Source organism: Helicovermis profundi (genome assembly GCF_033097505.1).
GTDB classification, from domain to species: domain Bacteria; phylum Bacillota; class Clostridia; order Peptostreptococcales; family Acidaminobacteraceae; genus Helicovermis; species Helicovermis profundi.
Genome location: NZ_AP028654.1, coordinates 401,632 through 427,045 on the forward strand (window position 1 = coordinate 401,632; position 25,414 = coordinate 427,045).

General features: G+C 29.9%; 16 protein-coding genes and 1 riboswitch. Of the genes, 14 read left to right on the forward strand and 2 right to left on the reverse strand.

The genetic code is table 11. From position 1 onward, the window contains the following. Positions 1-134: 134 nt before the first annotated feature. The 9 genes from AACH12_RS01710 to AACH12_RS01750 all read left to right on the forward strand — a co-directional run bounded on the left by AACH12_RS01710 (position 135) and on the right by AACH12_RS01750 (position 11,857). Positions 135-1,391, forward strand: coding sequence for an HD-GYP domain-containing protein (locus AACH12_RS01710; protein ID WP_338536358.1), 1,257 nt, complete (start codon positions 135-137; stop codon positions 1,389-1,391). Positions 1,392-1,717: 326 nt separating this feature from the next. Beyond that, positions 1,718-2,614: a DMT family transporter gene (locus AACH12_RS01715; RefSeq protein ID WP_338536359.1), complete on the forward strand. Its 897-nt coding sequence runs from the start codon at positions 1,718-1,720 to the stop codon at positions 2,612-2,614. Positions 2,615-2,752: 138 nt separating this feature from the next. Further along, positions 2,753-3,307, forward strand: a complete 555-nt coding sequence (locus AACH12_RS01720) for a hypothetical protein (RefSeq protein WP_338536360.1) — start codon at positions 2,753-2,755, stop codon at positions 3,305-3,307. A 10-nt stretch (positions 3,308-3,317) separates the two neighbouring features. Then, positions 3,318-3,875, forward strand: coding sequence for a hypothetical protein (locus tag AACH12_RS01725; RefSeq protein ID WP_338536361.1), 558 nt, complete (start codon positions 3,318-3,320; stop codon positions 3,873-3,875). Then, positions 3,872-6,895: a hypothetical protein gene (locus tag AACH12_RS01730; protein WP_338536362.1), complete on the forward strand. Its 3,024-nt coding sequence runs from the start codon at positions 3,872-3,874 to the stop codon at positions 6,893-6,895. The genes AACH12_RS01725 and AACH12_RS01730 overlap by 4 nt, the downstream gene beginning before the upstream one ends. 44 nt (positions 6,896-6,939) lie before the next feature. After that, entirely contained in the window at positions 6,940-7,851 is a 912-nt protein-coding gene (locus AACH12_RS01735; protein ID WP_338536363.1) for a hypothetical protein, read from the forward strand. 397 nt (positions 7,852-8,248) lie between these two features. Beyond that, the gene (locus AACH12_RS01740; RefSeq protein WP_338536364.1) at positions 8,249-10,579 is read left to right on the forward strand and encodes a xanthine dehydrogenase family protein molybdopterin-binding subunit; all 2,331 of its coding nucleotides are present in this window, start codon (positions 8,249-8,251) and stop codon (positions 10,577-10,579) included. Continuing rightward, a complete protein-coding gene (locus tag AACH12_RS01745; protein ID WP_338536365.1) occupies positions 10,576-11,385 on the forward strand; it encodes an FAD binding domain-containing protein in 810 nt (269 codons plus the stop codon). The genes AACH12_RS01740 and AACH12_RS01745 overlap by 4 nt, the downstream gene beginning before the upstream one ends. Then, positions 11,378-11,857 carry a (2Fe-2S)-binding protein gene (locus tag AACH12_RS01750; RefSeq protein WP_338536366.1) on the forward strand — a complete coding sequence of 160 codons (480 nt, stop codon included), beginning with the start codon at positions 11,378-11,380 and terminating at the stop codon, positions 11,855-11,857. Before AACH12_RS01745 ends, AACH12_RS01750 begins: the two co-directional genes overlap by 8 nt. Before the next feature lie 126 nt (positions 11,858-11,983). On the opposite strand, the gene AACH12_RS01755 is transcribed toward AACH12_RS01750, so the two are convergent. Continuing rightward, the gene (locus tag AACH12_RS01755; protein ID WP_338536367.1) at positions 11,984-12,721 is read right to left on the reverse strand and encodes a hypothetical protein; all 738 of its coding nucleotides are present in this window, start codon (positions 12,719-12,721) and stop codon (positions 11,984-11,986) included. Positions 12,722-13,157: 436 nt separating this feature from the next. On the opposite strand from AACH12_RS01755, the gene AACH12_RS01760 reads away from it, so the two are divergent. From AACH12_RS01760 to AACH12_RS01780, 5 genes are all read left to right on the forward strand, one after another. After that, positions 13,158-15,188 (forward strand): urocanate hydratase, encoded by a 2,031-nt coding sequence (locus AACH12_RS01760; RefSeq protein ID WP_338536368.1) that lies wholly within the window; start codon positions 13,158-13,160, stop codon positions 15,186-15,188. Between the two features lie 379 nt (positions 15,189-15,567). After that, the gene (locus AACH12_RS01765) at positions 15,568-18,612 is read left to right on the forward strand and encodes an AAA family ATPase (RefSeq protein WP_338536369.1); all 3,045 of its coding nucleotides are present in this window, start codon (positions 15,568-15,570) and stop codon (positions 18,610-18,612) included. Between the two features lie 30 nt (positions 18,613-18,642). Continuing rightward, complete coding sequence (locus AACH12_RS01770) at positions 18,643-19,638, forward strand: L,D-transpeptidase family protein (RefSeq protein WP_338536370.1); 996 nt, start codon at positions 18,643-18,645, stop codon at positions 19,636-19,638. A 293-nt stretch (positions 19,639-19,931) separates the two neighbouring features. Beyond that, positions 19,932-21,947: an FAD-dependent oxidoreductase gene (locus AACH12_RS01775; RefSeq protein ID WP_338536371.1), complete on the forward strand. Its 2,016-nt coding sequence runs from the start codon at positions 19,932-19,934 to the stop codon at positions 21,945-21,947. A 155-nt stretch (positions 21,948-22,102) separates the two neighbouring features. After that, positions 22,103-22,216, forward strand: a riboswitch (FMN riboswitch). A gap of 94 nt (positions 22,217-22,310) precedes the next feature. Beyond that, on the forward strand, positions 22,311-22,895 hold the full coding sequence (locus AACH12_RS01780; RefSeq protein ID WP_338536372.1) for an ECF transporter S component: 585 nt from the start codon (positions 22,311-22,313) through the stop codon (positions 22,893-22,895). Positions 22,896-23,034: 139 nt separating this feature from the next. On the opposite strand, the gene AACH12_RS01785 is transcribed toward AACH12_RS01780, so the two are convergent. Beyond that, positions 23,035-24,885, reverse strand: coding sequence for an IS1634 family transposase (locus tag AACH12_RS01785; RefSeq protein WP_338535970.1), 1,851 nt, complete (start codon positions 24,883-24,885; stop codon positions 23,035-23,037). Between the last annotated feature and the right edge of the window lie 529 nt (positions 24,886-25,414).

A 25,414-nucleotide genomic window follows, 5' to 3' on the forward strand; every position in this document is an offset into this window, starting at 1 on the left:
TGAAAAAATGTATGATGAGAAACAAAAGATTAAAGCTAGGTTAAAAGTTTCCAATACAATTTAATCCAATAAAAATAAAAGTAATTACTTCAAAAGGTGAAAATTTATATCTTTTAGACCTAATTGATAAAAATATGGTGAAACTTAAGAAAGATAAAGGGTCTATTTACTATCAAGGATTAAACAATTTATTGGGCATAGATACAAAAGTATTACTGTCTGAGAATCTTAAGAAAGGTATATTGTTATTAGTTATAGCTCTTACAGCCTCTATAATTGTTATAGTGTTTGCTAAAAGAGTGATTAATCAGCAACGTTCAGAATTAGTTGTTCAGAATAATAAATTAAAGACTTTGGTAAGACATATATCTGAGCTAACTGACATTAAAACAATGGATCAATTATTTTTAGTTTTAACAAGTCAGATAAGAGAAATCATGTCAGATAGAAGGATAGAATTAGTAAGTTTAATAGAATATTCAGATGGATTATATTTAGATTCTAAAGAATATATTACTGATAAGTATAAATTTTACGAGTTAAATAAGGTCGAATCAGTTAATTTAAAACGATTTAATGAGATAGATTTTTCAAAATTTAAAAAATCAGAAGAAAAAATTTGCTTTTGTGATTATTGTATTGTGGTAAAATTCAACAGTTCTTATAATCATCAAGGATTTTTGTATATAGAATTTGAAAACAAGTTTAAAGAACGAGATTGTTTGAAGATTTATTTAACTGATATTATAACTAATCTAGAAAAAATAATATCTAATATTAAACGTTTGAATGAAAAGACAAAGCTTTTTCTTTCTCTTGGAGAATTAATTGAAAAAAGAGATCATCAAGTTGCAAATCATGTTAAGAGAGTAGCAGGAGGAACTAAGCTTTTAGCAAAAGCATGTGGGTATTCTGATGAAAAACTAAATAACATTGTAATTGCAAGTTCTGTTCATGATATTGGTAAGATTTTTGTACCAGATTCAATACTAAATAAACCTGGAAAGTTGACTAATGATGAGTTTGAGTTGATTAAAAAGCATGCAACAGGTGAGTTGAGAATTATTGACGACGCTAGCGAAAGCTTATCTGAAATGGTACATAATGTTGTTAAATATCATCATGAAAATTGGGATGGAACAGGTTATCCCGAAGGACTTAGTAAGTCTTCTATTCCTTTAGAAGCACGGATTGTGAGTTTAATTGATGTATTTGAAGCTTTAACACATGAACGACCATATAAACAAGCTTGGAGTTTTGAAGATGGAGTGAAGTTTATTATAGAGAACAGTGGAATTAAATTTGATTCATTTATTGTTGAAAAGTTTAAACCAATATCAAAAGATATTTATAATTTATTTATTCAATATGAAGATCCAAGCACAGATTGATAGTATGTTTATAATCTTAATTATGCATTATCATATGAAAATATAATGTGACTATTGGATTATCATAAACACCACATCAACTTAAGGCGATGTGGTGTTACTATTTTGCATCATTATTAATTAAGCTTAAAAAACTTGAAAAAGAGCTTTTTGTGATTGAATTTTTGCTATAATTAAAATGTCTAGCCAACAGTTAAAATCAAAGAAAAAATATTAAATTTATTTCTAAGTATATTAAAAACTTTATGGTTTATTAAAATATTAATCTATAAAATTAAACGAAATAGAGATGTTATTTAAAATAAATATACTGTATAGGAGGGAATATGAGCGGATATATAGGAGAAATTGCGGCTATTGCAACAGCATTTTGTTGGGCAATTACTGCTACAAATTTCGAATCAGCAGGTAAAAAAATTGGATCAAAGCCTTTAAATCTAATAAGGTTGGTTATTGGATTTCTATTTTTAAGTGTATTTACGCTAATCACTAGAGGTCAAATATTACCGTTAGATGCAAGTCAAGAAGCATGGAAATGGTTGCTTCTTTCTGGATTTATTGGTTTTTTTATTGGAGATTTATTTTTATTTGAAGCATTTGTTAGAATTGGAGCGAGAATTTCAATGCTTATTTTTGCGAGCGTTCCACCCATGAGCGGTATATTGGCATATATTATTTTAGGTGAAACTATGAATGTTAAGCAAATAATTGGTATGACCATAACTTTAATTGGAATAGCTACAGTAATTTTAGTTAAAGGTGACGGTGGTAAAAAGATAAAATTATCTCATTCTATTTCGGGAATATTATTTGCATTTGGTGGAGCGTTTGGACAATCATTAGGATACATAGTTGGAAAATTAGGATTAAAAGATTACAATCCATTTGCTGCGACTCAAATAAGAATAATTGCTGCAATTATTGCATTTGTATTACTTTTTACTATAAAAAGTAATTGGTATTTGATATTTGATTCTCTTAAAGAGCGTAAAGCAATGGTCAAAGTTACGATTGGTTCATTTTTTGGACCATTTTTAGGAGTATCTTTATCACTGCTTGCTGTACAATATATAAATCCTGGAGTAGCTTCAACACTTATGGCTATAACTCCAATAATATTAATACCTATAGCAATATTTATAAAAAAAGAAAAAATATTTTTAAAAGAAATAGTAGGAGCTTTTATTGCTGTACTCGGTGTTAGTGTAATATTTTTGGGATAAAATAACTTTTATAAGTCATTATATGTTTTGTTAAGAAAGTTTTATTATACTTAATAATGGGTAATAATAACCGTGAAATAAAAAAATCTGTATTAAAATTTTGAATTTTACTAGCTAATTTTTCAAAAGGAGGCGCATATGAATGAAGCGAAAACAAGCATAATAAACACTATATTTTCAATGATGATTAATCCATCAAAGGCAATTAAAGAAACATTGAAAAAAACTAAATGGTATTTTGGATTAATTATTTCAGGGCTTGCCTTTGCAATGTTTTTTTTACAAACAGCTCTTGATTTATTAAGGACAGGTCAAAAAGGAATGGATTTTGTGTATTTTTCAGTCGGTATTGGGGCGATCTATGGTGTAATAGTTATACCGTTAATAAGTATAATTGTGTGGCTGCTATTAAAATTTACGAAATCAGATAAGAGTATAACATGGACTATATCGTCATTTTGTTTAAGCTACAGTGGTGCTCTTATTTATGGAACGATTGGCTTAATATTCTCCTTGTTTTTTTCTTGGAAAACAGCTATAGCTTTTGGAGTTACAGGAGTTTTATGGGCTATTGGACCGATGATAATTACTGTTAGAGAAATGACAAATAGTAAGATTGTCATAAGTGTTCCTATTGTAACTGTATTTTCAGGTTTGGTATTAGTTTCTTGGGCTTTTTTTAGTAATCTTTAAGGAGGAGTATATGTCAGAAAAATCAATAGAAAAAATTGGCGGATCTCATCTTTGGAGACTGCTAGCATTTTTAGCCTTTGGTGCAACAACTTTTACAACTGCATCTACAAGGTTTAATCCAGTTTATATAGGATTTGGATTTATTTTTCTTGTATTTGTAGGGTGGTTATATAGACATTTTTTAATAACTATACTTAAGATTTTTAATCCAATTATAAAGAAAGAAGTTGGTAAAAAAGCGATATCAATTGCTGTAGGAAATAGCATGCTATTTTTAATACCCTTTGCAGTAATGTCTTTAATTGCTACATATTATTTGAAGTGGTCAATGACTTCGGTATTTATTTCAACTGGAATAATGTCTGTAGGTACAGCGTCTTCAATAGAGCTAAATAAATTAAGAGAAAAATCAGTGCTTAGAAATACAGTATTAACAATGTTTGTGTCATTTTTATTTACTCTTTGTATCAATGTTTCTGTTCAGTTACTTAGTAAAGTACCGGCTTTAATAGATGGCGCAATTAAATTTATACCTGTACTTTTAGGTAAAGGTGGTGGTCTAGGATGAAGAAGTTTAATGCATGGATAATAATTATTATAATACTTGCATGGTCTATAGTTCCAGTTTTTGCCAATTCAAATATTGGAATAAATGATAAACCAACTAGACCATATGAAAAATTAATAGCGAAAAATGGGCCATGGATTAGTGAACAAATTAAAGCAGATAAAACATCAGATTTGATATTTACTTACGAAGGTGATTACAAAGTAGACGCTCAGATTCTCGCAAATCAAAGTGAAATGAAATTTAAGGTAAAAGAAGATACAGCACTATCTGGTATATTTATACCTTTTATAAATAATGAATATAAAAATGTGAATATAACTTTAACGGATGATGGTGGTAATATTTATGGTCCGTTTAAAATGAAAGTGGAATCTACTAATGATAATTTGGGTGATTCTAAGAATACTAGTTTTACAGCAAGTGCTACAAATTTAAAATGGATATATAATTTTATACCTAATCAAATGATTATACTTAAAAAAGGTATTTATAGTATGAAATTATCTGATTCAGAATTTCAAGTAAGGACTAGTAAAACAGGTGTAGAAGGTGCTTATGTTATACAAGGCATGCGTGCGGAGTCTTATTTAACATATTTAAACAAAATCAATAATACGGATGAAAAAGTTAAAGATAAAAAAGAACCATTTAAAGAGGAATCAAAAGATGATTTATATGGATATGAAAAACCACCAGAATTAAAACCTGCTAAATTTACTTTAGATAAAGAATCGTCTATTGATGAGATAATTGTTAATACAATAAATAAGGGATTAGGAGCAGCTCCTGGTACTATAGCTATATTAGATGAGTTTGGTGAGATTATCTATTCGAATCAAAGCTATGGCGAAGTTCTTTCTGATGTTCCTAATGGAATGTGGGTTTTGAATCCGGAAATAGTTCTTTCGCCAGGTAATTATCAGATTGGAGTGAGTAACCCAGAAGTTATTTCCTATAATAAATTTGGTGAACCTATGCTTTATATTAAATTGTCTGATCCACCTGTTTATAGAGAAAATTTTACAGGAACTTATAAGGTAAATCTTGACACTTATAAAAAAACTACACTTATGGGAACTGTCAACAAAGCGAAAAGTAGTTTTTCATTAAAAGATTTTGAACTTACAGTTATGGATCATGGTGATTGGATAGAACTTATTGGTAAATACAAAAATATGCCTTTTTCGCAAAATACAGATAGTATTGAGTTAACGTCTACAGGTATTAAGGGTGGATTTGATTTTAGTGCTGATATGACCGGGCTACCGGCTAAAACTAAAATTGGCGCATTTGGAGTAGTATATTTAGATACAGATAAAAGTGGTAATGTAAAACTTACTATAGATGGAGGTGCGTCCTATGAAAGAGCAAAATCCAAAGATAAGGGAGCAGATAGTAATACGTATTCTTTAAAAGTGGATGGCCTAAGGGTAAAAAAATCTTTACCACCATATGTTGTTGCAGCAGTTGGTGCATCTATGTCAGCAGGTACTGTACCTGGTCCTGATTCTGCAACTCAAGGTGCTGTTGGACTATTATTTCCACCATTAGTTGGTGTTGTTGTTCATGTAGTTCAGGAACTTCTTAAGAAAGCTGCAGAGAAAAAAGCAAAAATATCAAGTGAACATAATAAAGCTTGGTATAAAAGGAAATATCCGAAAGCAAGCGATGAAACTATTGCGATGATTATGTTAGGTGATGCTATGGCGAATACTGATAATCCGGATGATGATCCAGAGTCTAAGAGCGATGAAGTAGTAGAGAATACTTCTGATAGTAGCAGTTCAGTAAATGAAGAAAATGATGCTTCAAGTGATAATTCGGGTGATTATGAAGAAGCTGATGATGATTATGTTGAAGAAGCTGAAGATGATCTAGAAGAATCTGATCCATTAACTGATAGAGATTATATGTCTGAAGAAGAAAAAGCTGAACTCGATAAACAAACAGAAAATGATCTAGAAAATGATACAGAAACTGAAGAAGAACCAATTAAAGATATGGAACCAGAAACTAAGACTCTTGAAACTGGCATAGATGGTAGGACAAGCACTTATGAAAAAGACCCTGAAACTGGTGAATGGGTTAATCCTGAAACTGGTGGTGTTTTGGATATGGAGGCTTATGAAAAAATTGTAAAACCAAATATTGAAAAAGAACAAGCTTGGCAGGACAATGAGAGATTTAAAATTGCTTCTGGTGATACAGCACAAGATAGATCTTTGGCGAAGATGCTTAAAGATGAGAAAGATAATGCATATAAAGAGAAATTAATGAAGAAATATAATGCATCTAGTCCTGCTGAAGTTGAGCAAACAATTCGTAAAATGCAAGATGTTCAACAAGCTAGAGCAAACAAATGGAATGAAATAGGAGATTATGCTTCGGTAGCTGAAAAAGGAGCTACAGTAGTTGGAGTTTTAGCTGACACTACTATAGATTTTATGGGTGATCATACAGGTCCAGTTGGAAAAGGTATAAGAGCGGGATATAAAGTAATAAAAACTGTTGCAGGAGACGTTGCAGACAAAGGATATTCAGATAGAATTTTAACTGGAGCTTTAATTAAAGGTGGAACTGATGCTGCTAGTGATTTTATTCCAGGTGATTACGCTAAAACTAAAGGATTTTTAGGAGTTGCTAGTGAAACTGCTAGTGGATATCTTCAAGCAGATCCTACTAAAGGTGATAAAGGAAAATTTGAAGGAGCGATTGATGGTTTTATGGGTGGCGTTATAAAAGTTGGAGTAGGTAAGATTACGGATAAGATCGGCGGCGATGGATTTGGACATGATATGTCAATGATCAAAGTTGGTAGAAATCAAATTAGAGTAGCACTTAAAAATAATGGTAAATGGTCTAGTAGAGTTGTATCAGATACAACTGCCTATAAACATGCATTTAAGAAAATTGATGCACAAATTAAACAATCGGCTACAAAGGTTGCATCAGGACTTCTAGATAATTTCGTTGTAAAACCTGTTACTCAAGAATTAACAAATAGAGCTAGGTCATAGCAATATATAAAAGAAATTTGTTTTTTAATTGAAAGGAGCTTTGTATGCAATTTACGATAAATGAATTAAGCTTTATATCTAAACAATATGATACTTTATCAGATCTTAGTTTTTTTAGAAATGTTAAGGCTGAACTTCAAGGATCAGAAGAAAAAACTCTTAATGAAAAGGGCGTAATAAAAAATGGAAAATTAACTGAACCGATTAATACTATATTTGATGTTTTGGCAAAAGCGGATAAATCAGCAAGATTTGTTATGAAAATGACAAATGCAATTATGGAAAAAGGCGTATATTCAAAGGATGATAAAAGAATATTAGTTGAAAATATGCAAGGTGAGATAGTTCTAACTATGTATGATGATAAATCAGAATCTGTTAGACAAGAAATTGCGGAACAAACTGGTATGTCAATTCAAAAAAATAGTGTTATTGATATTCTAGTTAGTATTGAAGATGTTCTGTTAATAACTAATTTAGTGGATTGGCTAAGGAAAATGACTCTATTAGAATATTCAAGTGACATTGATATACCGGTTCTTAGCGTTGATAAATTTAAAGATTATCTTAAAAAACCTATGAGGAATAGTCTTGCAAAGATTATAGCGTCTCTTTATGAACTTAGTCCTATATCATCAGAAAATATAGAGGACAAGCTCAAAAAACTTGAACAGAATAATTTTATTGAAATTAAAAATAATGAAATAAGTATTTCACAGCCACTAGTTGATTTTGGTATGAGTTTTCTTATACCAGAAACACAAATAGTTTTAGAAACTTTTGATGGAAGTACTAGTGGACCAATAATTACCGCAAGTAGTGTAATCATTGGAGCTACGCCAAAGGATATATTGTCTTTAACAGCAACGGATGAAGGTATGGAAATGTCAACAATGAGTAGCGGTGAACTTTTAAGACAAATTGATGCATATCTTAAGTGTCCAAACCTTGAGTAAATAAATAAATTTCTAAGATTCAGAGGGAGTTTTTACTCCCACTGAATCTTAGAAAACATAATTCAGGGCCTTTTTAGAGTTCTTTATCCCCCACTTTTTTAAGAAGTGGGGATATTAAAACTCTAAGGCATCGGATAAATTAAAAATCAATTATAGATTGTATTTTGAGATTTTTTCAAAGTATGATCTATTTTTTTAATATATGAAAGAAATTAAAAAATATTCCCTATTTCAAATGATAACGAATATTAAATCAATACAAATGCAGAAAATTCAGACAGATTCCACAAGAGTAAGTTCTTTTATGATAAAATATAATAAATGTAAGAAAAAATAGTTAATAAGTTTTTTGATTTATAAATAATTCAAGGAGCCTAAATTAGATAGGAGTGATAATATGGGAAGCGAGTGGTCTGTTGGCAAATCGAAACTTAGAAAGGAAAGCTTAGAGAAAGTTACGGGACAGATTGTTTATGGCAATGATGAATTATCAAAACGTATGTTACATGGTGCTATTAAAACAAGTCCTCATGCATATGCAAAAATAGTATCTATTGATACAAATGTCGCAAAAAACATGACCGGGGTTAGAGCTATTCTTATAGGTGATGATTTTGATTTTAATTTTGGATTATATTTATGTGATAAACCTCCGCTTGCAAGAGATATAGTTAGACATTACGGTGAAGCAGTTGCCGCTGTTGTTGCGGATACCTTTGAACATGCCTTAAGAGCAGCTAGAGCTATTAGTGTGTCTTATGAAGTAATGACACCTATATTGTCTCCATTAAATGCTGTTAAGGAAGATGCAGAAATAATACATAAAAAAATGAATGACTATAGTCATATTGACCCTATTCATCCTGAACCGGGCTCTAATATAGCTAATCGAACAAAAATTAGAAAAGGAAATACTAAGGCGGCGTTTTTTGACTCTGATACACAAATTGAAGCATTTGTTGAAATTCCACTTGGAGATCATGTGGCTATAGAACCTAGAGTTTCCATAGCTGAAATTAAAAAAAACGGACAAGTATATATTGACTCTTCTACTCAAGCGCCTTTTGTTGTAAAAGGTTTAATGAGTACATTTTTTAATATTGATCCAGGTAAAATAACTGTTAAAACATCGTTTGTAGGTGGCGGATTCGGCGGTAAAGCAGGTATTCAACTTGAGGGACTTGCTTATCTTATGTCGAGGGCTGTTAATGGTAGACGTGTTAAACTAGTTAATTCTAGAGAAGAAGATTTAGTAACTTCTCCAGGACATATTGGTTTACAGGCAAAAGTAAAATTAGCTGTTGATAAAAATCATAAATTTACGGCCATGGATATGGATTATTATTTTAATAGTGGAGCCTATGCAGATTATGCAGTTAATGTTTCAAGAGCGGCTGCCATATCTTGTACAGGACCTTATTTTGTACCTAATATAAGATGTGACTCTATGTGTGTGTATACTAATATGCCTTTTTCAACAGCATTTCGAGGATTTGGTCATATAGAAATTGGGTATGCTATAGAAAGAGCAATTGATATTATGGCTAAGAAATTAGATGTTGATCCATATGAACTTAGGAGACTTAACGGTGTAAAAGTTGGTGATACAACTCCAGTACAAAGCACGCTTAGTAAAAGTACAGGCAATATTTTAAAATGCTTTGATGAAGTGAATGAAATGTTGGGCGGAAAGATTAAAGAGATAGAGCGGATTGATAAAAGAACAATTAGAGTAAAAGGAATTTCGGGTTTATGGAAAGCGCCAGCTATGCCTACAAATACAGATGCTGGAGCTATTATTACCTTTAATTCAGATGGTAGTATTAATATTAATACGGGAGTTGTTGAAATAGGTCAAGGGACTAAAACTGGCCTAGCACAAATTGCATCTGAAACATTAAAAATGCCTTTAGATAAAATTTATATTGAAATGTCAGTTAATACAAGAACAGCTCCGAGTGATTGGGCAACTGCAGCTAGTAGAGGTCTTTTTATGGCAGGAAACGCAGTCTATGAAGCATGTCTTGATATTATAGATCAGCTAAAGGGAGTTGCTTCACAGGTGCTTAGGGTACCATCATCAGATTTGATTGTTGAGAATGAGAGAATTTTTATTAATGATGAACCTGAGATTGGAATCGATGTTGGAAAAATTGGTCTTGGATATATTTATCCTAATGGAAATGCTATATATGGTCAAATTATTGGTAAAGGGAAGTACATTGCAAGGCATTTAACTGATATAGATAAAGAAACGGGAAAAGGTCATCCAGATTTAGAATGGACTCTTGGTGCAGAAGGTGTTGAAATTGAATTAGATGAAATTACTGGAAAATATAAAATTTTAAAAGCAGTTTGTTGTATTGATGTTGGTAGAGTCATTAATCCTCAAATTGCCACTGGTCAAATTGTAGGTGGTATGGGAATGGGAATTGGCTATACAACAATGGAAGGATTTAAGTTTAATAGTAGAGGTCAAGTTAAGAATGATACATTAAGAGATTTTAAAATAATGCGTTACAGCGATGCACCAAAATATCAAGTGAAATTTTTAGAAACTCCTCAAATGGATGGGCCATATGGAGCTAGAGGCTTAGGAGAGCAATCAGTTATTGGTATGCCAGGTGCTATTAGTAATGCACTATCAAGAGGAATAGGTAAAGAACTTACTACTTTGCCACTCACAAGTGAAGTAATTTGGAAAAAAATGATGGAGGATAAAGCATGATAAATTTTGATTTTGATTATTATAGACCTTCTAAGATTGAAGATGCGTATAATTTGATGAATAAGTTAGCAAATGATGGATTAAAAGCAGTTTATTATTCTGGTGGTACAGAATTAATAACATCATTTCGTAAAGGAACTGTAAAAGCAGATGCTGTTATTGATATAAAAAACATCGAAGGAATGACTATTATAAATAATAAATCAATTGAAGTAACTATAGGATCTTGTGCATCACTTAATAAAGTTATAGAAACGTTTAAGGATACTATTTTATCAGAAGTACTTGTAACTATTGCAGACCATACCGCTAGAAATGCTATAACTATTGGAGGAAATATACTTGGAAAATTAACTTATAAAGAAGCCTTACTGCCATTACTAGCACTAAAAGCATCGGTTCTTGTATACACAAAAGAAGGTATTAAAGAAATAACACTTGAACAGGTTTTTGATAAAAGAATTAAATTAGATAAAGCAGATATTTTATTTCAAATTAAGTTTAATAAGAATAATATGTCAACTTATCATACAAAGCGTTATACAGAATCTACTGAAGTAGATTATCCAATATTACACATCGTTTCTACAAAAATAGAAACTGGTTATTTTATAGGACTCTCAGGTTATAGTAACTTTCCAATCTATCAAAACTTTGAATTAAAGGAAACAATTGAAGAAGACATTTATAATTATTTTGAAGAATTTGCAAAAGAAGATATCAGAAGTTCAAAGGATTACAGACGACATCTCTTAAAAACTGTACTTAAAGATATGGAGATGGGATTGGAGGGATTTAATGATTAAATACACAGGTTATAATGAAGTTTCTCTCAATATTAATGGAATGTGTCATGTGGTACTCATTAAGCCTAATGAAACATTACTAAACGTACTAAGAGAAAAAATTGGGTATACGGGAGCAAAAGGTGGATGTGAAAATGGAGACTGCGGTGCTTGTACAATACTCTTAGATAAATTGCCAATGAAATCTTGCATGTTATTAGCTATTGAATGTATTGGAAAAGAAATTACTACCATTGAAGGCTTAGAAAGCACTGAAATTCAAAAGGCATTTGTTGATTTTAATGGTTTTCAATGTGGATATTGTACTTCAGGATTTTTACTTAATGCCTTTGCTATGCTGGATACAAATCCAGAAACTAGCGACTCTGATATGCATATTTGGCTTAACTCCAATCTTTGTAGATGTACAGGATATGAAGGCATAGAAATGGCTGTGAAGAGTGCGCAAAAGAAAATATTAGGGAAGAAATAAGTATAGGTACAATCAAAAATAATAGCATAGAAATCAAAATAAAAGATGCAGAGGAACCTTTTCATTTACTGAAAATAAATGAAAAGGTTCCTTTTTACTGTACTATCATTTTTAAAATTATAGCATTTAACTTGCAGGTTTCTCTCCAAAATTATCATTTAATATCCCTTTAATTTCTTTACTTTCAACAGGAATTTCAATAAAATCTATTGCCGAATCATCGAGTGGCATATAGAAAAATACAATTTGATTATTTTTATAATATATATTTATTTTTTCTGCTTCAAAATAATCTGAAGAATCTTTTTCAGAAATTTTCTTAGATAAAATTTGACGCATCTGTTTATCGTCTTTTATTAAATTATCATAGTTTATTTCATTAGTAGAATTTTTCATATCAATATTAACAGATTTTAGTATATTAAATTCCTTTTGTTTTTGAAATTTTCCCTTTCCTCTAAAAACTACGCTTAAAATATCATTGTCTTGTTTTGTAACTTCATAGGCGATTTTTAAATCTGTATAATATTCTGAATTGCCGTAAATATTAGTAATATTAGATAGGCTTTGATTTATATAATCTTGTAATAATTCACCTTTAAATCCTGTCATTTTTGGATAATGTATGATAATATTTTTGTCTGTATTTTCAAAGACAGTATCTAATAAGTTGTATGAAACATTATTTTTTTGCTCTTCATTTTGAACGTCTTTACTTGTTTCTACTTTAGATTCAACTACATTTTTAGTAGATTCCTTATTCACATTATCTGTGTTAAGCGGTACAGTGACTTCTTTTTTAGTACATCCTACTAAGTTTACAATAAGTAATCCTATAAGAAGTGTTATTAGTAACTTTTTCATAAATGTTTCTCCTTTTTAAGTTAAATATAATATATTTCAAATTAAGTTTTGATAATTTTGTTCGCTATAGGTAAGACGAGTAAATTAAAAAAAAGTTCCATATTTTTTGAAAATAATTAAAACAATTAAATTTATCCGATGCCTTAGAGTTCTAATACCCCCACTTTCTAAAAAAAAGTGGGGGATAAAGAACTCTAAAAAGGCCCTGGATTATGTTTTCTAAGATTCAGAGGGAGTAAAAACTCCCTCTGAATCCAAGAAATTCATTTATATCAGTTTTGCTCTTCTTGAATTATATCATAATATCTAAAGCTAAAAAAAATTAGACAGTTTTTAGACGGGTGTTCTTTATAATTATCATAATGAAAGTTTTCTGATATATTCTAATAATCAGAAAATATATTAACGTGAAAATACTAATGAAAGAGGTGCGACGATGTTAACAAATAACGAAATTTACGACGCAATGGATATTAAGCTAGATACAGTTTTACCTGAATATCCTAAATTTGATCCAAAGTATAGAAGAGCCCCTAAGAGAGAATTCACTTTGACAAAAGATCAAACAAAATTAGCACTTAAAAATGCTTTAAGATATGTTCCTGAGGAAATGCATGATGTTTTAGCTCCAGAATTTTTAGACGAGTTATTAACTCATGGACGTATTTATGGATATAGATTTAGACCAGAAGGTGCACTTTCTGGAAAACCATTTACTGAGTATAAAGGTAATTGTACTGAAGCAAAAGGCGTTCAAGTTATGATTGATAATAATCTTGATTTTAATATTGCTCTTTATCCTTATGAATTAGTTACTTACGGTGAAACAGGTAGAGTATGCCAAAACTGGATGCAGTATAGATTAATTAAAAAATATTTGGAAATTATGGATCAAGATCAAACATTGGTTGTTATGTCAGGACATCCTTTAGGATTATTCAGATCTACTCCAGAAGCTCCAAGAGTAATTATAACTAATGGTCTTATGATTGGTATGTATGATAATCCTGAAACGTTCAATAAAGCTGCTGCAATTGGAGTTGCAAATTACGGTCAAATGACTGCTGGTGGATGGATGTATATTGGACCACAAGGAATTGTTCATGGAACATTTAATACAGTTATGAATGCTGGTAGATTAAAATATGGTATAAAAAATGATGAAGATCTTGGTGGATATTTATTTGTAACTTCTGGACTTGGTGGTATGAGTGGAGCGCAAGGTAAAGCAGCTAAAATAGCTGGTTGTGTTGGTATTATTTCTGAAGTTGATGAGTCAAGAGTAATCACAAGACATGAACAAGGATGGATTGATAGTTATTCATCTTCAGCAGAAGAAGTCTTTAAAGAAGCCCAAAAATATATGGATAAAAAAGAAGGTAGAGCAATTGGTTTTCTTGGCAATGCAGTTGATTTACTGCAATATGCAGTAGACAATAATATCACTATTCATTTACTTAGTGATCAAACAAGTTGTCATGTTCCTTATGATGGAGGTTATTGTCCACAAGGTTTAACATTTGAAGAAAGAACTACAATGCTTGCAGAAGATAAAGAAACATTTGTAAAATTAGTTGATAAAACTCTTCAAAAACATTATGAATTAGTAAAAATATTATCTGAAAGAGGATCATATTTCTTTGATTATGGTAATGCTTTTATGAAAGCGATATATGATACTGGTGTTAGTGAAATTTGCAAAAATGGTGAGAATGAAATGGATGGATTTATTTGGCCATCATATGTTGAAGATATTATGGGACCTATGTTATTTGACTATGGATATGGACCATTTAGATGGGTGTGTTTAAGCGGAAAACCTGAAGATCTTAGAAAAACTGATCATGCTGCAATGAGCTGTATTGATCCAAATAGAAGAGGACAAGATAGAGATAATTATATTTGGGTTAGAGATGCTGAGAAAAACAAGTTGGTTGTTGGAACTCAGGCTAGAATTTTATATCAAGATGCGCTTGGTAGAATGAATATTGCACTTAAATTTAATGAAATGGTTAGAAAAGGTGAAGTTGGACCTATTATGCTTGGTCGTGATCACCATGATACTGGTGGAACAGATTCACCGTTTAGAGAAACTTCTAATATCAAAGATGGATCAAATATTATGTCTGAAATGGCAGTTCAGTGTTTTGCTGGTAATGCAGCTAGAGGAATGTCTATGATAGCACTTCATAATGGTGGTGGAGTTGGTACAAGTAAAGCGATTAATGGTGGATTTGGATTAGTGCTTGATGGAAGTACTAGAGTTGATAATATAATTAGAAGAAGTATCCCATGGGACGTAATGGTAGGTGTATCTAGAAGAGCGTGGGCTAGAAATGAAAATTCAATTTCGACTGTTGCAGAGTACAATGAAATGTATAAAGGATCGGATCATATAACAATGCCTTATATAACAAAAAAAGGATTAGTTGATGAATTAGTGGAAAAAGCTTTAAAAAGTAAATAGTAACTATAAAAGTTTTAAAGGTAGGTATCTTAGATATCTGCCTTTTTTGTTTATTTATTTAATATAAGAACAGATGAGTTTTTGAGTTAAAATGGAATTTATCCGATGCCTTAGACTTCTAATACCCCCACTTCTTTAAAAAGTGAGGGTATTAGTACTCTAAAAGGGCCCTGGATTATGTTTTCTAAGACTCAGTGGGAGTAAAAACTCCCTCTGAATCCAAGAAATTCATTTATATTTTTCTGAAGTTTAAAATACTAAAGATTGGAATAAATAATTCTGTATAACTCTGTAATTTTATATTATAATTAAGTTGTTATGTGTAGCTTAAAAGATTAATACACACAATATATTATTAAATATCAAGCGTGGTGAAAAAATGTTTGAAATCAAATTGTTCGGAATACCAGAAATTAAATATAATAATAAAAAAATTGTTTTTCCCTTTAAAAAAGCTGAGGGTATTTTTTACTACCTATTAATAAATAAAACAGTAACAAGAGATGAACTTATTAATTTATTTTGGGGTGACATCAGTGAAGATATTGCAAGAAAAAATCTTAGAAATGCTATTTATAGAATAAAAAAAGAGTTAAATAGTAGTATTATTTTATCCCCACAAAAGAATACCTTATGTATTGATGAACAAATTAAAATTAATTCAGATTACAATCAACTCTTTTTTAGCAACAATAACATTTTAGAAATTTCTGATGAAGAATTTCTTAAAGGATTTTATATAAAAAAAAGTATGTATTTTGAAGACTGGCTTTATGAGATAAGAGAAAATTGTAAAAGAGAAAGGATCTGTAAATTAAAAGCATATGCGCTTAAAATTCCAAATATTGAAGAAAAGATAGAAATTTATGAAAGAATACTTAAACTTGATAAATTGGATGAAGTTGCGTATTCAAATTTAATAAAAGTGTATAGTGATGATGGTAAGTATCATCAAGCAATAAAATGTTTTCATAATTTGACAGATGTTTTAAATGAAGAGCTTGGCGTTGAACCAGATGAGACTATAGTAAAATTTGTTCAAAAGATAATATTAAATAGAAAAAAATTTTTGAATGAAGAAAAAAAAGAGAATACTATAATTGGAAGAAAAAGAGAAAAAAATGTTATTTTAAATCAAATTAATATGTTTTTATCACATAATGAGTATAAAAATATATTAATTAGCGGCGAGGCAGGTATAGGAAAAACATCGTTATTTAATAGTATTCTAAATGAATTGACTTCTATGGAAGTACTTTGCTTGAAATCAGAATGTTATAAAGTTGATAAAGATTTTTATTTAAAGGCTTGGAGTAATGTTGTAGAAGGTATTTCAAAATATACGTTAAAAAATAATGTTTTTATTGAAGCTTCTTTAATTAACCCTTTAAGAAGAATTTTTCCAAGTTTTAGTTTGCAAAATAGAAAAAATGATAAGGAAGAAAACGTATTTGTGCCTAAGAAAGAAGAATTTAATGCACGTATTTTTAACAATACTATAGAAGAAGTATTAAAAAATATCCTAATAAAAATAACCAGTGAGAAAAAAATAATAATATTTTTTGAAGATATTCAGTGGATGGATAATCAGAGTTTATCGTTATTAATAAGGTTAGTACATGATTTAAAAGATAAAGTTATGTTAGTTTTAACTTTAAGAAATGATAATAGTGATCTACATAAAATAAAAAATTTATTTTATGATGAAAATATCCTTAAAAGTGTTGAATTAAAAGGTTTTTCTATGGAAGAAACTATGCTTTTTATTGATAAATTTAAAAAGGTAAAAAGTATTGAAAAGAAAGTAAAAGAAAAAATATATTTAGAATCAGAAGGAAATCCACTTTTTATATCTGAGTATCTAAAAATGGCAAATGAAAAATCAAATTTTAAATTAATTAATGAAAAAATAGCTAGTGTACTTGAAGGAAGATTTAGTGAATTGTCAAAAAATGCAAGGCAAATAATAAATATTATGTCTGTATTTTCAAGAGATGTTAGGTTTGATAGATTAATAGAAATAAGTAATAAATCTGAGCTTGAACTTTTAGAAATTACTCAGGAACTTAGAAACAATTATTTAATTAAAGATATTGGAACGGATATAGTTTCTTTTATATTTACTCATTCAAAACTTAAAGAATATATATATGATACTTTAAACTTTTCATTTAAGAAAATAATTCATAGAAAAATTGGCGATATAATTGAAAAAGACTATTTAAATAGTAATTTAAGAAATGATATTGATACGCTTTCTGATTTAATTTTTCATTATAAATGTTCAAATGAAAAACTTAAAATGCTTAAATACAAACTTGATTATGTAGCATATTATTTAGATTATGTTCATGAATTATATCCTAAAATAAAAAAAGAAAAATCTGTAGTAAAAAAATTGAGAATATTAGATAGAGAATCGGTGAAAACTGAATTTAAAGAAATAGATGGTTTGTTTAAAGAAATAGAAAAAATATATAGTGACGAATTGATTAATTTAGAAAATGCAAAATATTTATATATCAAGGGAAGGTATTTTATAAGAAATGGTGAATATGAAGAAGGCAAAAAATATATTAAAAGACAAATATTGATTTCGAATTCACTAGAGCAAAATGAGAATGCTATTAAGGGTTATAAACAATTGATATTTATGACTATTCAAAGGCATGATATTAATATGATGCGTATTTATTTAGAAAGTGCTATGAAACTTGAAAAAAAATGCAGTATTAAATATGAAAAAGGTGTACTTACTAGATTATTAGGATTATATTATTTAATGAATGGTAATTTTAAAGAATCACTTATTAGTTTTGAAAAAGCAATTAAGATTTTTAGAGAAGATATTTTAAATATTAGTAAATATGTTTTAAATATAGCTGCATGTTATAATTATATTGGTGAAATTAATAGAAGGGAAGGTCAATATATTGGTGCAGATACCAACTACCAGATGGCTATTAATATATGTGTTGATTCAAATGTAAGAAGAGGTCTTGAGATATTTTACACGAATTTAGGGCAAGTATCTATGGAAACTAATAATATAGAAAATGCATATAAGTATTTTGTCAATGCAACTGAATATTTTGACGAAAATGGTACACTTTGGCATAAGTCTATTGCTGTAGCATTTCTTTCTTACATTGAGCTAGTAAAAAATAAAAATGTAGAAGCTTCATTTGAAAATTTAAAAATTGCTATAAATCTTTCGGTTCAGCTTGGTAATCCATATGACATTGGACTTGTGAAATATATAGAGTTTATTGTAATGGAAAGAGATGAATTAATTTGTAATAAATGCATTAAAGAATTGGATGCTAATTTAAATGAATTAGAAAAAGAAGCAATTAGATATTTTAATGAAGCAAATGCAAGTTTTGAAATTGAAAGACTGGACAGATTGAGAGTGATTAATTAAAGGAATAGTTGACTAAAAGAGGAGAAAAAATTGAATTATAGAAGAAGAAAGAAAAATGGAATTATTAAGATGTTACTTATAAGTGTTTTAGTAGTATCACTAGTAGGATTTGGATTTTACAAACTAAAAAATAAATTGTTTTTAGCACCTGAAAAAAACGTATCAACTATTACTAATGAAAGTGTTAATAACACATCTGATGAAATAGAAAGCACTGAGGTTAATTCGGATGGAGATAATGTTTCAAGTAAAACTGTTGATACAGAAGAAAATACTGCTGCCGGTGATACGAGTGCTCAAGCAAATTCAAATGATTCTGATACAAGTACAATTGAAGTAGAAAAAACAAATGTAAATTCTAACGAAATAATAGATTCTCCTGTTTTTGCTAGAGTAAATTCTTCGGCGATAGCATATGATGGTTACTCAGATAAGAAAAAAACTATCGGAGAATTTAATGAAAATGATAAAGTTGAGATAATAAAAGACAGAGGAACTACTTGGTATAAATTAAAAAGGGAATCCGACGGATTTGTTGGATGGGTGTATAAAGATAAACTTGAAATTCCAAATGACCCTAAAACAAATGAAAATGAGCTTTCAACAGAGGAAATAGAAAACTTTATTAATAGTAAAAAATACAGTTCTAAAACAAATAATTTTATTTGGGTAAACATTGATAGGCAAAAAACATATATTTTTGATAGAAATAATGAGTCTTGGAAGTTAATAAAAACGTTTACTTCAGGAACGGGATTAAATATTTCTCCAACTGTAAGAGGACTATATGAAATAGGAGGAAGAGGAGATTCGTTTTATAGTGAAAGGTTTAAAAGTGGAGCAAAATATTGGACTAGATTTTATGGCCCGTATTTATTTCATTCAGTAACAATGGATAAGGACGGTAATGTTATTGATCCAACTTTAGGGAAAAGAGTATCTAATGGATGTATAAGATTAAGTGTAGATGATGCGAGTTGGATTAATAAAAATATTTTAGATAAAACGAGAGTTTATATAAATTAGTAGAGAAAATTAAGTAGCTCAATAATGTATTTAAAGTAACACTTAAAAATGGTGTATAAGCTTTGATATAAGTTAAAATTGATGAATCAAAGACCTAGATAAGGATAAGAAAAATGAACCCTATAGAGTATACAATTAAAAAAGTATACTTTATAGGGCATTTTTTTATCTATTTTAATCTAGATTGAATGTTAAATTTTTGTTTATAGTTGACATTATAAATAATAGCTCTTACAATGAAACTACACCCCCTGGGGTACGGGGGTAAAAATATGATGTATAAGGTGGTTTTTATGGAAAAATTAATTATTATTGGCGGTGTTGCAGCCGGTGCAACTGCTGCAGCAAAAGCGAGAAGACTTTCATCAGATGCTCAAATTACAATTCTTGAAGCTGGTGCAGATATATCATTTGCCAACTGCGGGTTGCCATATTATATTGGCGGAGATATTAAAAGTCGTTCAAAGTTGATTTTAGAAAGTCCTGATAGTTTTAAAGAGAAGTACAATACAATGGTTTATCTTCATACAGAAGCGAGAGAAATTGATAGATTGAATCAAGTCGTACATACTGTTGATTTGCAAACTGGTGAAAAGAAGCAACATGAATATACAAAGCTTATTCTTGCTCAAGGTGGAAAACCTATAGCTCCACCAATTCCTGGTGCTGAAAAAGATCATGTTTTTCAACTTTGGACATTAGATGATATGGATAAAATTGATTCATTTATAGCGGATAATGAACCAAAAACAGCTGTTGTTGTAGGTGGAGGATTTATTGGTCTTGAAATGACAGAAGCACTTTCAAAACGAGGTATGAAAGTTTCTGTAGTTGAAATGATGCCACATGTAATGGGAATTATGGAAGCAGAAATAGCAGGGATTATTCAGGAAGAATTAATTTCATATGGTGTTGATATTTATACAAGTAAAGCAGTTACTGAAATCGAAACTAATAGGGTAGTGCTTAATGATAACACAAAAATTGATGCGGATATGGTATTGTTATCAATCGGTGTTAGACCAACCTTAAAACTTGCGCAAAATTCTGGACTTAATATGGGAGAAGCAGGAGGATTATTAGTTGATTCAACACTAAAAACAAGCGATGATAATATTTATGCTGCAGGTGACATGGTTGAGTTGGAACACCGCGTATTAGGAAAAAAAGTGCGTATTCCACTTGCAGGCCCAGCCAATCGACAAGGTCGAATTGCTGCTGAAAATGCACTTGGTAAAAGACATGAATATAAAGGGTCGATTGGTACATCAATCGTTAGAGTATTTGAATCTGTAGCGGGTATTACAGGAATCTCTTTAAAGGCTGCAAGAAAAGAAGGTATTGACGCAGATGCTATTGTCATTCACAAAGAGAATCATACATCCTATTATCCGGGTTCAGAAATGGTGAGTGTACTTTTAGTTTATGATAAGGAAACTGGTAGGGTACTTGGTGGCCAGACTGCTGGTTATGATGGGGCCGATAGAAGACTAGATGTTTTGGCAACTGCTGTAGCAGCAGGGCTTAAAGTTTCCGATTTAGCTGATATAGATTTTGCATATTCACCACCACTTGGTAATGCAAATGATGCAATTAATATGGCTGCTTATGTTGCTGAAAATAGAATGTCGGGTTTTTCTCCTACATTGACAATTAGTGAGTTGGATGTCAATTTAATGGATAAAGAAGTACTGTGGATTGATGTTAGAGATGTTTTTTCATTCAAAAAAACACATGTCGAAGGTGCTATAAATATTCCTCTTGAAATTCTTCCTTCAGAACTTGAAAGTTTACCTAGAAATAAAATGATTCTTGTTTATGATAATACGGGTAAGAAAGGTCATCAGGCACTGCGTACTTTAATTGGTGATGGATTTGAGAATGTACTGAATGTGAGTGGTGGATTTATGAGTCTTTCTAACTACTCGAGATCAATTAAACCAGATAATTTTATTTTAGATTTAATTGATCCAGAGCGCAAGCAACTCGGAGAAGTTGCTACTGCTGAGACAGTAGAAAATTTGAAAGAAGAAGTTAAGCTTGAAGAAACAACTGAACCGTTAGTTATTGATGTGCGAACTAAGTATGAGTATGAATATGGGGCTTATCCAGGTGCAATCAATATTCCACTTGATGAATTAGGTGAGAAAATTTTTGAACTGAAAAAAACAGATAGACATATTATTCTTTACTGTGCATCTGGTGCAAAAAGTGCTTATGCATTAAGATTCCTTATGGACAACGGTATCACAAATGCTGAAAATGGTGGTGGAATTGCAAGAATGATGGCGACTTATAGAAATGAATAAATAAAGAATAAAAATTTCGTTTATAAAGTAGATTGATTTTTATTGATCTTGTTTGACGGTTGAAGAAGTTCTCTAAATTTAAACTCTATTACGTTTTGACAAATTATTAATTTGATGTTATTATACACATGTAAAGAGAGCATCTATATAATTGAAAATTTCTTCAGGGCAGGGTGAAATTCCCGACCGGCGGTATAGTCCGCGAGCCAATTGGCTGATTAGGTTAAATTCCTAAACCGACAGTACAGTCTGGATGTGAGAAGAATATTTATGTGTTAAACTTGCATATAATCCCTGAGAATTTTTTTCAGGGATTTTTTATTTTTTAATATTCCTGAATACTAAAATTTTAGGAGGAAGATTATGAGTAACAAATTTTCATTAAGTACTTTGCTTAAAATAACAATGCTAAGTGCAATCGCGTTTATTTTAATGTTTTTAGAACTGCAAGTACCATTATTTCCAGAATTTTTAAAGATTGATATTAGTGATTTGCCTGCATTAATTGGGGGATTTGCATTTGGGCCACTTGCTGGAGTAATCGTTGAGTTAATTAAGAATTTACTTCACTTATTTAGAACAACAACAGGTTCAGTAGGAGAGCTTGCAAACTTTTTAGTAGGATCAGCATTAGTATTACCAGCAGCATATATTTATAAGGTAAAGAAAAGTAAGAAAACCGCTTTAATAGGATTAATGGTCGGTACAATAAGTATGGCTATAGTTGGTGGATTAGCAAATTATTTTATTTTACTACCTTTCTATCAAAACTTTATGCCGCTAGATGCTATAATTGGAATGAGTAGCAAAGCTAATGGAGCAATAGTTGACATGAAAACGCTTATATTATATGCTATTGTACCTTTTAATTTATTTAAAGGAATAGTTGTAAGTTTTGTAACTTTACTATTATATAAACATATATCACAGCTCTTACATTCAAAATAAAAAAGTTATATTAATGATACGCTTCACCGGCGAAACCAGCCGGGAGGCGCCTGACTTTGGAACATCATTTAACTAAAAAAATGCTATAATCACTTGAAAATCAAGGTTTATAGCATTTTTAAGTTTTGTGCAAAACTCACTACATTTTATTAATTATTTTTGAAATTGTATCCTTAAATGTAATACTATCTTTAAATTTAAATATATTCTTATTTATATCACTTTTTAATAACTTATCTGATATCATATACAATTTGTCTATTCCATAATCTATTTCAGCTAATTTAAAATTTGATAATCCATTTATTATTTCATGTGTTGATAATTTAATTTCAACCTTCTTTAATTTGTATTCCAATAATCTTTGAAGGACTAGGGCTACATAACAAACAAGGAAATGTGATCTAATACGTCTTGATTTAAAGTGATATACAGGTCTTGCTTCTATGTTCGTTTTTAATATCCTAAACGATTCCTCAATTTTATAAAGTGACCTGTATGCTTTCATAATCGATACTGGATCCATAGCTAACTTGTTTGTAACTATATAAAAATATCCAAAATTTTCTCGTTCTGCTGATATTTTTCCTTCATCTATTTCTACTAGTATTTTTTCTTTAGGATTTTCAGTAGCTTTGTAATATCTACTCTTTGATTTGGCAGTTGCATTTTTTGTGAAGTCTTTTAAATTTTTCTGAGCCTTTTCAATTGTCTTTTTTTGCTTAATCATTTCACGTTCTTTGTATAAATCAGAATATTTCTTGATTACCAACTCTTTATAATTTTCACCTTCATGTGAAGCTGTTCGAATAGCTGTGATATAACCACTTCTATATTTAGAATCTTTCCCAGATGTAATATTCCAAGTTTGATCAAACTTTGTCTTTTTAATTTTATCAGGAACTGAACTAGACTTTGAACCAACAATATAATTTAAACCTTTGTCTCTAATCATCTTTAGATTTTTTTTTGAGTTTAAGCCTCTATCTGCAACAATGACAATATCCTTTATTTTATAATTATGGAGGACATCATCAATAACCTTTTCCATTGTATGAAGTTCATGTTCATTTCCTCTAAATAGCTTATATGAGATTGGAATCCCATCAGAATCAATTAATAATCCCATTACTACTTGTGTTTCATTTCTTTTATTGTCTTTACTCATTCCACGTTCTCTAAGTTCATCTTCAATAAATGACTCAAAGTAATAAGTTGTGCAGTCATAAAGAGCAAATGACATATTTCTTTCTGGTATAATTTTATCTATAGTTTTATTAAGATGCTTAAATAATTTGTTTTCAGTCAATTTAAAATTCTCATCATACGATTCTGTAAGTACATCAATCTCTTGTAAAGTATTGTTGATATTTGATTCTAGTATCTTTTTAACTTCATCATCTACAGTTGATATAAGAGCATTCATATCATTAATAACTGTACATTTTTCAGATAATTCTTTTGATTTATGTTTATTAAATCCAGAAAAAACATCTAGACTTGAGTAAATATTGTCATTATTTATGAAACTGAAATCATAAAGAAAATCATCTTTTCTTTTAGCTACTTCATGTTTACTAGCAGGATTAAATAATCGTCCTAATATTTGATAAAACATCATATCACTAAAGTTATACTCTAGTTTAGAGTCTTTAGTTAATTTGTTAAAAAATCTAGGTAACTTCAACTCATTAAAGATTGATAGATATGGTAAATAGCCAATATTTTTATTATTAAGAGAAAGTTTTTGATTAGCTATAAAATCTTTAAATGATTTAAATCCTTTAGCTTCTTTTTCGAACCTAATCATTTCTTTTAAATCAACTTCTGCTTTTGCTAAAGCTTTTTTTCCTTCTTTTGAATTTAAGTCATGTGAACCATAGCTTTTAATCATTATTTTTTTTGATTTTTTAGTTTCAGGATTTCTAATCCCTTTAGCAATAGAAATATAATATTTTCCATTTCTTGATTTAGATTTACTAATATACATACATATTCTCCTTTATATATATTATACATCATTTCTTTCCTCACGGCAAGTTGTGAGGAAAGAAATACAAAAAAATAATGAGAAATATTGAAATATCAACAATAACTCATTATTAGTTGCAAATTTATGTTCCAAAGTCAGGTTATATAAACATATATCACAGCTCTTACATTCAAAATAAAAAAGTTATATTAATGATACGCTTCACCGGCGAAACCAGCCGGGAGGCGCTAATCATTAATATAACTTTTTTTCCGTTTAGGTTCAAAACCTAAGAGAAAAATGCAAAGATGATACGCTTCACCGACAAAATTAGCCGGGAGGCGCTAATCATTAATATAACTTTTTTTCCGTTTAGGTTCAAAACCTAAGAGAAAAATGCAAAGATGATACGCTTCACCGGCAAAACCAGCCGGGAGGCGCTAGTCATTAATATAACTTTTTTTCCGTTTAAAGGTAGCAAAAAATAAAAAATAAGGGAAAGCGCCTTCCAGCCGAATTTGCTGGTGAAGCTTTCAACTATACAGTA

Bases quoted from the DNA above. Each gene is read 5' to 3' on its own strand.
- AACH12_RS01775 (WP_338536371.1), top strand. From the start codon at position 19,932: ATGGAAAAATTAATTATTATTGGCGGTGTTGCAGCCGGTGCAACTGCT.
- AACH12_RS01735 (WP_338536363.1), top strand. From the start codon at position 6,940: ATGCAATTTACGATAAATGAATTAAGCTTTATATCTAAACAATATGAT.
- AACH12_RS01765 (WP_338536369.1), top strand. From the start codon at position 15,568: ATGTTTGAAATCAAATTGTTCGGAATACCAGAAATTAAATATAATAAT.
- AACH12_RS01730 (WP_338536362.1), top strand. From the start codon at position 3,872: ATGAAGAAGTTTAATGCATGGATAATAATTATTATAATACTTGCATGG.
- AACH12_RS01760 (WP_338536368.1), top strand. From the start codon at position 13,158: ATGTTAACAAATAACGAAATTTACGACGCAATGGATATTAAGCTAGAT.
- AACH12_RS01725 (WP_338536361.1), top strand. From the start codon at position 3,318: ATGTCAGAAAAATCAATAGAAAAAATTGGCGGATCTCATCTTTGGAGA.
- AACH12_RS01785 (WP_338535970.1), bottom strand. From the start codon at position 24,885: ATGTATATTAGTAAATCTAAATCAAGAAATGGAAAATATTATATTTCT.
- AACH12_RS01780 (WP_338536372.1), top strand. From the start codon at position 22,311: ATGAGTAACAAATTTTCATTAAGTACTTTGCTTAAAATAACAATGCTA.
- AACH12_RS01710 (WP_338536358.1), top strand. From the start codon at position 135: ATGGTGAAACTTAAGAAAGATAAAGGGTCTATTTACTATCAAGGATTA.
- AACH12_RS01755 (WP_338536367.1), bottom strand. From the start codon at position 12,721: ATGAAAAAGTTACTAATAACACTTCTTATAGGATTACTTATTGTAAAC.
- AACH12_RS01740 (WP_338536364.1), top strand. From the start codon at position 8,249: ATGGGAAGCGAGTGGTCTGTTGGCAAATCGAAACTTAGAAAGGAAAGC.
- AACH12_RS01750 (WP_338536366.1), top strand. From the start codon at position 11,378: ATGATTAAATACACAGGTTATAATGAAGTTTCTCTCAATATTAATGGA.
- AACH12_RS01745 (WP_338536365.1), top strand. From the start codon at position 10,576: ATGATAAATTTTGATTTTGATTATTATAGACCTTCTAAGATTGAAGAT.
- AACH12_RS01720 (WP_338536360.1), top strand. From the start codon at position 2,753: ATGAATGAAGCGAAAACAAGCATAATAAACACTATATTTTCAATGATG.
- AACH12_RS01715 (WP_338536359.1), top strand. From the start codon at position 1,718: ATGAGCGGATATATAGGAGAAATTGCGGCTATTGCAACAGCATTTTGT.